Source organism: Parabacteroides sp. FAFU027, assembly GCF_022808675.1.
In the GTDB taxonomy this organism is placed as follows: Bacteria; Bacteroidota; Bacteroidia; order Bacteroidales; family UBA7332; genus CAXXIC01.
In genome coordinates this window covers 1-12976 of record NZ_JAKZKV010000013.1, presented here as the reverse complement: position 1 = coordinate 12976, position 12976 = coordinate 1, and the positions used below count along the sequence as shown (strand labels likewise).

General features: G+C 43.7%; 9 protein-coding genes and 2 pseudogenes. 4 read left to right on the top strand and 7 right to left on the bottom strand.

Annotated elements, in window-relative coordinates:
* The first annotated feature begins 73 nt into the window (after positions 1-73).
* On the top strand, positions 74-943 hold the full coding sequence (locus tag MLE17_RS16015; protein ID WP_243349735.1) for a helix-turn-helix domain-containing protein: 870 nt from the start codon (positions 74-76) through the stop codon (positions 941-943).
* Positions 944-1041: 98 nt separating this feature from the next.
* Positions 1042-2215: pseudogene (locus MLE17_RS16010) on the top strand (MFS transporter).
* Between the two features lie 297 nt (positions 2216-2512).
* Here MLE17_RS16010 and MLE17_RS16005 read toward each other — a convergent pair.
* The 5 genes from MLE17_RS16005 to nudC all read right to left on the bottom strand — a co-directional run bounded on the left by MLE17_RS16005 (position 2513) and on the right by nudC (position 4958).
* A complete protein-coding gene (locus MLE17_RS16005; protein WP_243349734.1) occupies positions 2513-2788 on the bottom strand; it encodes a putative quinol monooxygenase in 276 nt (91 codons plus the stop codon).
* A 182-nt stretch (positions 2789-2970) separates the two neighbouring features.
* Entirely contained in the window at positions 2971-3231 is a 261-nt protein-coding gene (locus tag MLE17_RS16000; protein WP_243349733.1) for a hypothetical protein, read from the bottom strand.
* Positions 3232-3272: 41 nt separating this feature from the next.
* Positions 3273-3593 carry a MazG-like protein gene (locus MLE17_RS15995; protein ID WP_243349732.1) on the bottom strand — a complete coding sequence of 107 codons (321 nt, stop codon included), beginning with the start codon at positions 3591-3593 and terminating at the stop codon, positions 3273-3275.
* Positions 3586-3999 (bottom strand): hypothetical protein, encoded by a 414-nt coding sequence (locus MLE17_RS15990; protein ID WP_243349731.1) that lies wholly within the window; start codon positions 3997-3999, stop codon positions 3586-3588. Before MLE17_RS15990 ends, MLE17_RS15995 begins: the two co-directional genes overlap by 8 nt.
* A gap of 125 nt (positions 4000-4124) precedes the next feature.
* Complete coding sequence (nudC, locus tag MLE17_RS15985) at positions 4125-4958, bottom strand: NAD(+) diphosphatase (RefSeq protein WP_243349730.1); 834 nt, start codon at positions 4956-4958, stop codon at positions 4125-4127.
* Between the two features lie 268 nt (positions 4959-5226).
* Here nudC and MLE17_RS15980 point away from each other — a divergent pair, with 268 nt between their 5' ends.
* Both MLE17_RS15980 and metH read left to right on the top strand, forming a co-directional pair.
* Positions 5227-6276: a family 43 glycosylhydrolase gene (locus MLE17_RS15980; RefSeq protein WP_243349729.1), complete on the top strand. Its 1050-nt coding sequence runs from the start codon at positions 5227-5229 to the stop codon at positions 6274-6276.
* 819 nt (positions 6277-7095) lie between these two features.
* The gene (gene metH, locus MLE17_RS15975; protein WP_410795636.1) at positions 7096-10782 is read left to right on the top strand and encodes a methionine synthase; all 3687 of its coding nucleotides are present in this window, start codon (positions 7096-7098) and stop codon (positions 10780-10782) included.
* Between the two features lie 124 nt (positions 10783-10906).
* Here metH and MLE17_RS15970 read toward each other — a convergent pair whose 3' ends face one another.
* On the bottom strand, positions 10907-12496 hold the full coding sequence (locus tag MLE17_RS15970) for a T9SS type A sorting domain-containing protein (protein ID WP_243349727.1): 1590 nt from the start codon (positions 12494-12496) through the stop codon (positions 10907-10909).
* A 382-nt stretch (positions 12497-12878) separates the two neighbouring features.
* Positions 12879-12976, bottom strand: a pseudogene (locus tag MLE17_RS15965) (IS4 family transposase); the annotation flags it as partial.

Genomic DNA, 12976 nt, shown 5'->3' with positions numbered 1-12976 from the left:
TTTCGCTTTTTACGCCATTTGGAATACCAACAACACTATTTATTTGTAAATTTATCCACTCAACACAGAATATATGGATGACTCATTAATGAGGTTCTGCGATTTTCTGGAATCGCATCCTACCGACTTTATTACAGACGGGTTGGTCCTTTCGGATAACCTCCGGACCATACCCTTCCCCTACTACCCGAGCCGGACTGATTGCATTGCATTTGCCTTATGCGTAGAGGGAAGCGCCGAGATCGAGATTAACCTCAATTATTATAAAATTATCCCCAATACGGTGTGCGTCATTTTACCGGATCATCTGATCAGGGTGATTAGCATGAGTGAGGATATTTCCCTGCGTTTCTTTGCAATCTCGGAAAGCTTTATGAATTCAATTCAACTGAATCTGAGGGCTGACTTTTCCATCTATCTTTTTCTCAGAGATCATCCGGTAGTCAATATGGCAGAGGATGAAAAGGAATTGATCCTTCAGTACTATGAAATGATCCATTCCAAGAAATATATCGAAAATCCCGTTACGCGTGAGTTTGTGGTAAATAATCTGTTTCTGGCCATGCTCTACGAAATGATGGCTCTTGTTCAGTCCAGGTATTTACCATCAGGCATCCGGAAATCCCACAAAGAAGAGATCTTCGCCACCTTCAAGATGCTGATATTCGAACACTTCCGGGAAGAACGCGGACTCAACTTCTATGCCGATAAATTATGCCTTACTCCTAAATATCTTTCGACTTTATGTAAATCACTAACCGGTAAAACAGCAGCCGAATGGATCGAAGATGTGGTCATACTCGAAGCTAAGGCTTTACTGAAAACACCGGGCATGAATATTCAGATCGTATCAGACAGGCTCAACTTCCCCGATCAGTCTTTTTTCGGAAAATACTTTAAGCGACTGACCGGGATAACTCCGGGAGAATACAAGGTTACGTAAAAGGACAGAAGTAAATAAGCAATAATTAATTAACCTTTTATTGTAGGGGACTGGATGTTGGCGTAATTTTGCACCCTGAAAATAAAAAGGGATTGTTGATGAAGAAGAGTTTGTTGCCGCTGGCGTTGGGGACCTTTGGCTTGGGGATTTCGGAGTTTGTCATGATGGGGATTTTACCCTTTGTAGCCAGAGATCTGGGTGTCTCAATACCTGAAGCCGGTCATTTGATTTCTGCGTATGCTCTTGGTGTAAGTGTCGGTGCGCCAGTCATGCTCCTTGGCGCCAGAAAGTTTCCGCTTAAGAAAGTTCTCTTTTTGCTCATTTTTATATATGCGTTGGGAAATACCTTAACCGGCTTATCGGGTAGTTATTCGATGATGCTGGCCATGCGTTTTGTCTCCGGGTTGCCTCACGGGGCATTCTTTGGGGTCGGATCTATCGTTGCTAGGCGCATTGCACAAGAAGGAAAAAGCGCTCAAGCTTTGGCTTTTATGATTTCCGGTATGACAGTCGCCAACCTGCCTGGGTGTACCTCTGGGGGCTTATATAACCAATCATTTTACGTGGCGAATCATCTTTTACGGGACAGGCGCCTGGGGTGTTATTAATCTTTTGGCACTGGTGAAATTTCTACCTTCACAGTCTCCGGTTCCGGATACAGGACTCAAAGGTCAGTTTCGTTTTATGAAGAATATCGAGCCCTGGCTGATACTGATTGCCACGGGATTAGGCAGTGGCGGTGTTTTTTGCTATTATAGCTACATCGCTCCGTTGATGACCGGACTATCCGGATTTTCAGCAGGAGATATGACCTGGATTATGGTTTTGAGCGGTTGCAGCATGGTGGTGGGTAATCTGATAGGTGGTAGATTATCCGATCGTTTCAGAAGTTCGGCTGTTGCCAGTATAGGCTATGCCATCGCAGGATTGGCATTAATGATGATATTCTTTTATGCCACTCATTCCATGGTTTCACTTTCCATGATGTGTATTTCTTCGTTTTGCCTGTTTGGAGTTTCGTCAGCGGTTCAGCTGTTGATATTGCAAAATGCACAAGGTGGTGAAATGATGGGAGCCGCATTTATCCAGATTGCCTTTAATATGGGGAATGCATTGGGCGCTTACAGTGGCGGCCTTCCTATCGATGCCGGGATGAGTGTGAATTATTCTGCCATTATTGGCACCGCTTTTTTATTTGTCGCCGCGCTCTCTGTTTTTGTTTTTATGCGAAAACAGCAAATGGAAGAGCGACTGGAATATGCAACCGTCTGAATGCTTATTTTATAATTAATAAAGTGCCCTTCGAACGTTTATAGGCACTGAAAAATGGTCGGGAGGTTGACTCCCTCGCATTTTTCAGCGCCTCCAATACATTTTTCAGCACCGCTCTCGCGTTTTTCAGTGCCTCCATTGCATTTCGGAGTGCCGCTGTCCCATTTTACAGTGCTTCTCTCGCATTTTTCAGTGACTCCCAAGCGCTTTTCAGTGCCGATGGCTCATTTTTTAGTGCCGCAGAACGTTTTTCAGGCATTTTGGGGCACTTTAAGCCACTCTCTTATGTGTAGGCTTTTAAAACTCGAATTTCTCCATCTTCATGTTGGCAAATTCATTGAGTACAGCAATATTCTTGATGAAATGTGCGCTTTTAGCATGTTTGTTAAGTGTTTCGCTATCTTTCCACGTTTCGCAAAACATCAAGACATTAGGACGTGTGGCACTTTCAAAAATGTCGTATGCAATACAACCTTCTTCCTGAATTGATAAAGCAGTCAGTTCTTTCGCAGCTTCCAATACTTTGGTACGGTTTGCCTCTTCTACCGAGATAAATACATTAAGTCGAATCATAATAATTATAATTGGGGATGAATGAGTGCAAATGTAACTTTATTTCTTCCATCCGACAAGCTGATGTGGCAAGCGATCAGCGGCTTTATGCCGCTTGACGCGTAATATGTGCAGATTGTCTACATCAAATGCAGTGGACATGACTGATGTGGTAGCACACTGGTTTTAACCCTGTACAAAGTTTATTCCTCCCGAAACACAATTCCAATACCTTCCTCTTCCAGTAACCTGATGGACTTTGAGCAGATATTACGGGTGCAAATCAGTGATACCTTCACATCTACAGATGTGTTTTTGATTTGTCGGGCTGTTTCGATTATTTTCTCCGCATCCTTACGGATAATCCGGCTTTTGATCAGTCTGACGATACCCAGATGTTGCTCGCCCAATGCTTCGAGCTTTATGCGGGAGGGTAGGTTGTAGTGTGATGGAGTTGTGTTCATGATGATGTAATTTATGGGTCGGATTTTACCCTGCGAGAAAGCTATAAAAGCGATTCTTCCGTTTTAGTCAGGAAGTCATTAACCGCTTTCTTTATATCAATCCCGGAACGTTCTGCCAGGACAATCAGCCACCAGATGTTTTCCCCGAGTTTGTGCTCCAGCTCAGCCTGTGCGTTTTCTTTCGGCCAGCGACCCTGTTGCGACATAATGTTGCGTCCAACCAATCCAGCGTCGGTAAGGAATGCCAGGGCATCTTCCTCTATCGTCCACTCGCTACCGTGATATTGCACTTCCTGTTGGTGATATTGTTTCCGCAGTTCCAGTGAACGACGGATGATTTCTTCAAAGTCGGTTTTATTCATTGGGTGTTTTGTTAATATACTCATTGTAAATGATATCGGGGTCTTGCTGTGTCAGATACCTGAAATGAATTCTGATTTGTCCGTTTCCCTTTTCTAATTCGCTGAGTTTTGTATCCCCATTTATCGAAAGATATTTAGGGTCCCTCCATTGTTGTGCAACAACTGCAATTTCCTTTTTGAGGTTAATGACCAACCAGGTCGCTTTTCCTCCTTGTATTTGTGCGAGATATCCCTTATTCTTGATTTTTTGCAACAACTTCGCCAGTGTAGTATCCCTTTTTAGTTCGAAAATTGTCTTGTGTGACTCACAATCATCGCCCATACAAACGCTATCACGGTTGATTTGTATTGAAATAAGATCTTTGGATATTCTTTTGTTTGGAAAAAGCAGTTGTCTGAGTTTCATCAAATTCGATTTTCGAGATAATTTATTTTTGAATTCGACAGCTACTAGCTGTATTTGTTCTATACAAGGGTTGCTATTTTGCTTGATTCGTCGCACACATGTCAGCGTTAAAACAACAGAACCATCTACAACTCCCCCCGTTCAAACTTCCCGATCATCTCCCCCGCAATACTCACTGCAGAAGGATAATCCGGTAGATTATCCCGGGAGAACCACGCAGCTTCGGCAATTTCGTGTTCGTCGATCACGATTGGTTGATTTTCATCCGCTTCGGCGGTAAAGCCCACCATCATCGAGCCCGATAGGGGCCAGGGCTGACTTTTGTAGTAACGGATATTCTTCACATCCAGACCGATCTCTTCCTTCACCTCGCGGATAACAGTCTCTTCCAGTGTTTCGCCCACATCGGCATATCCGGCAATCAGGGCATATCTGCCCGCGACGAAATTGACGTTGCGGGCCAGCAGGATTTTATCTCCGCAGGTGATGGCAACGATGATAGCCGGTGATATTTTTGGGAAAAAGAGCGCTTTACATTCCGGACACTGTAGGGCACGTTCGTCAGCCTTATGTATCGTCTTGTGACCACACCGGCCACAAAATCGATGCTCTGCATACCAATTGCGCAGGTGATACCCCACTAAGCCGGTAAACGCCATCTCTTTACGGCTGGCTGTCCGGAAGAAGCTGATTTCATGGAAAGTAACCGAAGTGTCATCGGTTTTGGGCTTGTCCCATACCAGAAAGCAGGATACATCGTTGAGGGAAAAAAGAAAAGTGGAATGGGTAGAGTCTGATAAGTTGGGGAAATCTTTCTTTCTGGGGATTTCCAGTTCGTCACCGTTGGTTTTGAGTAACAAGGTGTTGTCTTTGTAATGAAGGATAAGGTCCTGATCATTCATCACTTCGCCCGGTTGGTAATGATTGTCGAACCGGTGGGGGAATATGTCTTGTATCATACTATTCGCTGAATTAACACAAGTGGTTACACCTGCGAGGTTTAATGATGCGAAGGTAGGAAAAAAGCCCTGAGAAGAGGTGATGTTCCTACCTTTTCCTTTCTATGAATGTAAGGAAAACCTAAACTTTTATTCAACCCAGGAGTGTCGTATTCCCCAAACAAAATCTAAAAAATAAAAACCGAAATCGGTTCACAACTGCTCTTTTATACAAATAAACTATCTTCACCATCGAAGTTAAAACAGCACACAAACAATTATAAACTCCATGAAACTATTAAAACTAACATTGCTTTCGGCGTTCGTCGTCAGCGTATGGACTGTCAATGCGCAAAAGTTGAAGAAAAACCAGTTCAACAATCCTTTGGTAGAGCAACGGGCAGATCCCTTTATGACCAAAGCGGCCGATGGCACCTATTACTTTATCGCAACTGTACCCGAGTATGATCGTATTGAGATACGTAAATCCAAAACGATCAATGGTATCAAAACGGCTCAGCCGGTAGTGATCTGGCGTAAGCATGACAAAGGCCCTATGGGTAACCACATCTGGGCGCCCGAACTGCACCGTATTGATGGAAAATGGTATGTCTATTTTGCCGCAGGCTCAGCAGAGAACAAGTGGTCCATTCACAAATATGCCTTGTCAAATCCTTCGGAAGACCCGACTAAAGGAGAGTGGAAAGAGGAAGGACAGATTGTGAGTAAAAAGGATATTTTCTCCCTCGATGCCACCACTTTCTCTCATAAAGGCCAACGCTACATGATCTGGGTAGACAGAGCCTCTGCCAACGGAGACAACACTGGCCTCTTTATCGCAAAAATGACCAGCCCGACAACGCTCGATGATAAACAGGTGGTGATCACGCAGCCTGATTATGAGTGGGAAATGCACAAATACAAAGTGAACGAAGGTCCTGCAGTCCTGGTTCGCAACGGAAAGGTGTTCGTTGCATTCTCGGCGAGCGCGACAGATGCTACTTACTGCATCGGTCTGCTTTGGGCTGAAGAAGGTGCAGACCTTCTGGACCCGGCTTCCTGGCACAAATTGGATAAACCGGTTTTCTTTACCAATGAAAAGCTTAAACGTTTCGGCCCGGGTCATAACAGCTTCACCGTGGCAGAGGATGGCAAAACCGATGTGATGATTTACCATGCCCGTGATTACAAGGAGATCAAAGGTGAATCATTATACGATCCAAATCGTCATACCCGCGCCAGAGTGTTGAGATGGATTAAGGACGGCATGCCTGATTTTGGTCAGGATCTGGATGACAATGAAATGGCACTGAAGCAAACTGTAAAAACGAAGAAATAATAGCTTTTCCGCTTTTATCTACAAATAATAAAAACAGGTTGTCTCATTCAATTGAGGTAACCTGTTTTTGTTATTGACTACCATATAATCCTAAAATGCAGTAGGCATGACTGATTTTGTAGCACACGGGTTTTAACCCTGTGCGAAAAAGACGTTAGTTCGGAACTGACATTTTGCTACTCACACTTTCTCAAAAAAGCGTCTTTTACGGGGATTGATCCTCTACGGACACTCTAGGGATGCTCCAGGGATCCTCTAAGGATGCTCTAAGAAGAGGGTGGGAGACCAGGATAGGTGAATTTTCTTTCAAAATAGACCAAATCGCTTTGATTTAATGTCAAAATGAGAATCAGATGAAAAAGGAATTTTCCGTTAATTTCATATTTGACATTTTGTTACTTCAATATATTGAAAATACCAGCTTTTTCCCACCTCTGATGCTCCACGTATCCTCCACGTATGGTCCACGTATGCTCTACCTATGCTCCAGGTATTTGTTGAAATGCCCAAATAAGAAGATTTACTTACCAGAATAATGGAAAAGGCCTCATAAGCTGTCAAAAAGATATTTGCTCAAATCGCAGTTTTCGAGCCTTATACACACGGACATATTCATCTTCTTGTTTGTTCTTCTGCAAACAAAGGAGTACTTTTGTGTGTTTATTGTGGAATCGCATAATCAGGCGATTAAATTTCCCAGATGACCGGGGTTTTCAAAAACAATTTTCATATAGAAAATCCGTGTTGCGCAGCATCCGTGTCATCTGTGTGCCAATTACTAACACACTCAGATTAACATAGGTAACAAACAAACTCATGATTCAAAAAACTCCCATTCAGGCTGTACTTGAAAAACGTATCCTCGTGCTCGACGGAGCTATGGGAACGATGATTCAACGCTACAAGCTAACCGAACAAGATTACCGGGGTACATTGGTGAGCGATGACCGCACCTACAAAGGCAATAACGACATGCTTTGTATCACCAAGCCGGAGGTAATCCGTGAGATCCACGCCCAGTATCTGGCGGGTGGAGCTGACATTATCGAAACCAACACCTTCAATGCAAACTCCGTTTCGATGGAGGATTACGGCATGCAGTCGTATGTCCGCGAGATGAACCTGGCGGCGGCTAAACTGGCTATTGAGGTGGCGAACGAGTTTACTCAACAGAATCCCGACAAACCCCGTTACGTGGCGGGTGCGGTGGGTCCGACCAACAAGACCTGCTCGATGTCGCCCGACGTAAACAACCCTGCTTACCGCGCCCTGTCGTTCGATCAACTGAGCGATTGTTATCAGGAGCAGATGGAGGCGTTGATTGACGGGGGAGTGGATGCTTTCCTGATTGAAACGATCTTCGATACATTGAATGCCAAAGCGGCGCTTTTTGCTGCTGAAAAGGCGATGGCGGTGAAAGGTAAAAAGCTGCCGATTATGCTTTCGGTAACGCTTTCCGACAAAGGCGGACGTACCTTGTCGGGCCAGACTATGGGCGCTTTCCTGGCCTCTGTGGAACATGCTGATATTCTTTCCGTGGGACTAAACTGTTCTTTCGGAGCACGCGATATGAAGCCTTTCGTAAAAGAGTTGGGCGAAATTTCCCCATACTACATCAGTGCCTATCCGAATGCCGGATTGCCTAACCGTTTCGGAGAATACGATGAAACACCGGATGTGATGGCGGTTCAGATTAAGGAGTATTTCGATGAAAACCTGGTCAACATCATTGGAGGTTGTTGTGGTACTACACCTGACCACATTGCTACTTACAGCGCAATGCTGCATGGTGCAGAGCCTCACAAACGTTCTCCAAAAACAGAACACATGCGTCTGTCGGGTCTCGAACTGCTGGAGGTTAAACCGGAAATGAACTTCATCAACGTAGGTGAACGTTGTAACGTGGCCGGTTCCCGCAAATTCCTCCGTCTGATTAAGGAAGGTCAATACGAAGAAGCGCTCTCTATTGCCCGTAAGCAGGTGGAAGACGGTGCTCAGATCATCGACGTGAACATGGACGAGGGTATGCTCGATGGTGTGAAAGAAATGACCACTTTCCTCAATCTGCTGGCTTCTGAACCGGAAATCTACCGCGTGCCTGTGATGATTGACTCGTCTAAATGGGAGGTAATCGAAGCGGGTCTTAAATGCCTTCAGGGAAAATGTGTGGTGAACTCCATCAGTCTGAAAGAAGGCGAAGAGCAATTCCTTGAATATGCTACAAAACTGAATCAATACGGAGCCGCTACGGTGGTGATGGCTTTTGACGAAAAAGGACAAGCCGATACTTTCGAGCGCCGCAAAGAGATTTGCTCACGCGCTTACCGCCTGTTGGTAGATAAAGTAGGCTTCAATCCGAATAATATCATCTTCGACCCGAACGTGCTGGCAGTAGCCACCGGTATCGAAGAACATGCGACTTACGGTCTTGACTTTATCAAAGCGACCGAATGGATCAAGCAAAACCTGCTGGGTGCGAAAGTGAGCGGTGGACTGAGTAACCTGTCGTTCTCATTCCGCGGTAACAACTACATCCGTGAGGCGATGCACTCGGTGTTCCTCTACCACGCCATCAAGGTGGGTATGGACATGGCGATTGTCAATCCATCTGAAGCGGTAACCTATGAAGATATTCCGAAAGATGTACTGGAGCGTATCGAAGATGTTATCTTCAACCGTCGTCCGGATGCCACCGAACGCCTCATCGAAACTGCCGAATCGGTCAAAGCGATGGCTACCGGTGAGAAGGAAACCGTAGTGGACGAGTGGCGTACCTATCCGTTGGAAGACCGTCTGGTACACGCTTTGCAAAAAGGTATCGGCGACTACATGGAAGAGGACTTGGCAGAAGCGATGCAGGTGTACCCGCGTGCCCTTGATATTATCGACCAACCGTTGATGAAAGGGATGAACAAGGTGGGAGAGCTTTTTGGTGAAGGTAAAATGTTCCTGCCTCAGGTGGTGAAGACTGCCCGCACCATGAAGAAAGCGGTATCTATCCTTCAACCTGCCATCGAAGCGGAAAAACAAGCCGGAGCATCCTCTAAAGCCGGTCTGGTACTTCTGGCTACAGTAAAAGGTGACGTTCACGATATCGGTAAAAATATCGTTGGCGTGGTATTGTCCTGCAACAACTACGAAGTGGTTGACCTGGGCGTAATGACCCCACTCGAAGAGATTATCCGTGTCGCTAAAGAAATCAAGCCTGACTTTATCGGTTTGAGCGGATTGATTACTCCGTCACTGGACGAAATGTGCAAGGTAGCTAAAGCGATGGAGGAAGAAGGCTTTGAAATGCCATTGCTAATCGGTGGCGCTACCACTTCTAAAATCCATACGGCGGTAAAAATCGCTCCGAACTACAGCGCACCGGTCATTTACTCGAAAGATGCATCGCAAACTCCGGGTAAACTGGCGCAGTGGATGAATCATGATACGCGTGATGCGTTCGTGAAGCAGCTGAATGAAGAGTATGATATGCTTCGCAATAGCATCGTAATGGAGAAAAAGACGATTTCTTACGAAGAGGCTAAAGCGAAAGCGCTCAAACCGGATTTCATCAACCATACTCCTGAAAAACCAAATGTGATGGGACGTCAGGTGATTAATATCCCTGTAAAGGAGCTGCTACCGTATATCCACTGGAAATTCTTCTTTGGAGCATGGCGTCTGGGGGGTAAGTTTGCTGAAGTGGCTGACCTGCACGGTTGCGATTCTTGTCGTGCCAACTGGTTGGTTTCTTTCCCGGTGGAAGACCGTCCGAAGGCATCGGAGGCTATGCAGCTTTACAAAGATGCACTTCGTATGCTCGATATGCTTTGTGCCGATGAATATGCTTTTGTAAGTGCGGTGTTTGGCTTGTACGAAGCCAATGCAGAACATAATAAGATTTACATTAAAACAGATAAAGGCGATTATACCTTCCCGGTAATCCGTCAGCAAGAGGTAGGCGACAATGCAAATTACCTTGCACTTTCTGACTTCCTGGCTCCGGTATCGTCAGGGGTAACTGACTATGTGGGTGGTTTTGCCGTAACGGTAGGGCCGGTGATTGAAGGCTACATCGAGAAGTTCAAAAAAGAGGGAGACGACTACAAAGCGATGTTGCTGCAATTCCTTTCGGACCGTCTGGCTGAAGGAGGAACCGAGTACCTGCACCAGAAAATCCGCAAGGAGTACTGGGGTTATGCTGCCGATGAGACGCTTGATATCGAAGAGTTATTCAAGGTACACTTCCGCGGTATCCGTCCTGCCGTTGGTTATCCGTCCTTGCCTGACCAGTCTGTCAACTTCAAACTGAACGAAATCCTCGACATGAGCGAAGTGGGCATACGCATGACAGAAAACGGTGCGATGTCTCCGTCTGCTACCGTAAGCGGTTTGCTCTTTGCTCACCCTGAATCACGCTACTTCAATATTGGCCGTATCGGTGAAGACCAATTGGCTGATTATGCAGCCCTCACCGGCCGCACTATGGAAGAGGTGAAGCATTGGTTGAGATTCTGATTTATTTTATTCACCGGGTGACTCGGAGTCACCCGGTGAATTGCAAATACACTAAGTGATAATGTAAACAGCTCCGAGTCATTCTGATTCGGGGCTGTTGTACTTTATGTATGACAACACTTCTTTATTCTTTAATGAACATTTTCATAACTATACCTTCCTGAGTCTCAATGTGTAAAAAGTATATTCCTGTAGGAAGTGAACTAATATTGATAGAATTATTATGAACTGATTCAGTAGTAACTAATTCTCCATTTAAGTTTGTTATTCTTGTAGTAACTTCGGTTGTTAATCCTTTTATGTATATATAGTTAGATGCAGGATTGGGGTAAATGGAAATGAATTTGGAATTAACCTCCTTTACTGCGCTGGTAGATTGTTTGAAGAAATAATAAGTGCCACTAACATCATTGAAAAAAATCGTATAAGTTCCGGCTGTATAAGGAATATTAGCACCATCTTGACTTCCGATGCCATATGGGAAATCTGCACATCCCCAGTTGGTTGACCAGTCATTATTAGCTCTAAATTTTACACCTTGATCTACGATGCAGTTGGATGCAAATGTGTAGTTTGTATACCAGACATGGTTATACAAAGGTCCAACCGGATTCATCGTTACCTCATTCATCCAATTCGACATATCTCCAATTAGTCCAATTGTAGAATACCAAGTTGGGATATATGAGGTTAATTGTTTTATACTAAGTGTGTTGGATATGGAGTTTAATGTTATTATATACAGCCCATCAGCAGGTACTTGGAAATTTGAAGATAGAAGATAGTTATGAATAGGATTATTTATTCCTGGAATTCCATCGTTTCCCCATTGCTCTAACCAATCAAGATTACCTCCAATCAATTTGAACTGATTCGTAGAAAGAAAATATCCGGTATATGTAAATATGCCATTCCCATTTGCATCATATTGATTTCCGGTTACTATACTCATTGGATAATAGGAGGCTCCCAGTCCCTTAGATGAATTATTCCATTTTCCGTCTCCCATCCCTATAATATAGTAGAATTTGGGTGTTATCTCTTTGTAAGAGTACATTTGAGTTGAGAATCGTGATAAGAAAATGCTCCCATTAATGTCAGAACAGTCTGCTATCATTTTTCCGGAAATGTTATCTTTTAAGAAAATACAATCAGCAAATTGCATTTGTCCCCAACAATCAGATCCATTATTAGTGGCAATAAAACCTATCACTTTTCCTTTCCTGGTAAAAACATGACCGAAATATGACGATGGTGAAGTTATTTTTCCTGTATTATCAATTGATATATAGAAATTTCCAGAATAATCAGAGTTACTGATAGAACCACTCCAATATCCAGCCAGAGTTCCGATATCAGGAATTTTTACCATATACGCTAGTTCTTCTCCACTAAAACCTGATATTGAGTCCAGCGTGAAAAATTGCCCTGTATTTGTGTACAAGGAATTGTCTACTGTCAGATTTATTGTGACTTGTCCAGAGGGAGTAACGGTATATGTTCCGACATTCGTTCCATTATTAACTATATTGTATCCGCCGAATTCGGTTATTATTCCCTTTTCATCAAAGATCATGTAAATTTCTTCTTCCGAACTGCTTGAAGCCGGAATGTACCATGCTCCAGCTAAAGATGCATTGGAATATTCCGCAAATAAATTTGCACTAAATAATAGCGCAATTAATACTGTCAATAGCGAAAATCTTGTTTTCATGATAAAGCTGTCAGAGTTTACCGTGCTGACTCCGCACTTAATAGTTCTGGTTTAGGTCAATAAATAGAATCAAATTGAAAAGATAATTAGTAAATTAAGTTCTGGTTTAGGTTGTCTTAGTCGTGCAGTCGGAAAAGGTCAACAAAAAATCTCATTTCTGCTGTGTGCTATTTAGAATCTCTCATTCATATTATATAAACAAATGAGTCGGAATAAATACAAAGACATTTGATGAGTTTAACTTAATATTGATTTGTGGTCATTTTGATAATGCGAAACATGGGAATCTTTAGAACAGTGGTATTACAGACGGCCTCATGTAAGTCTAGTAGAATAGCTTTAGTGACCTATTTCACTAGTGTCCCATAAAAATTGGGACGAATTAAAAATCAAATAAATTTGGCTCATTAAGCCTAAAACGCTCTTTGTCATTTTGAAATTTAGTTTTGTCGAAGAGGTCTCGAAGATGAGTTTTATCAG

Bases quoted from the DNA above. Each gene is read 5' to 3' on its own strand.
- MLE17_RS15990 (WP_243349731.1), bottom strand. From the start codon at position 3,999: ATGAAACTCAGACAACTGCTTTTTCCAAACAAAAGAATATCCAAAGAT.
- MLE17_RS15970 (WP_243349727.1), bottom strand. From the start codon at position 12,496: ATGAAAACAAGATTTTCGCTATTGACAGTATTAATTGCGCTATTATTT.
- nudC (WP_243349730.1), bottom strand. From the start codon at position 4,958: ATGATACAAGACATATTCCCCCACCGGTTCGACAATCATTACCAACCG.
- MLE17_RS16015 (WP_243349735.1), top strand. From the start codon at position 74: ATGGATGACTCATTAATGAGGTTCTGCGATTTTCTGGAATCGCATCCT.
- MLE17_RS15980 (WP_243349729.1), top strand. From the start codon at position 5,227: ATGAAACTATTAAAACTAACATTGCTTTCGGCGTTCGTCGTCAGCGTA.
- MLE17_RS15995 (WP_243349732.1), bottom strand. From the start codon at position 3,593: ATGAATAAAACCGACTTTGAAGAAATCATCCGTCGTTCACTGGAACTG.
- MLE17_RS16005 (WP_243349734.1), bottom strand. From the start codon at position 2,788: ATGATTCGACTTAATGTATTTATCTCGGTAGAAGAGGCAAACCGTACC.
- MLE17_RS16000 (WP_243349733.1), bottom strand. From the start codon at position 3,231: ATGAACACAACTCCATCACACTACAACCTACCCTCCCGCATAAAGCTC.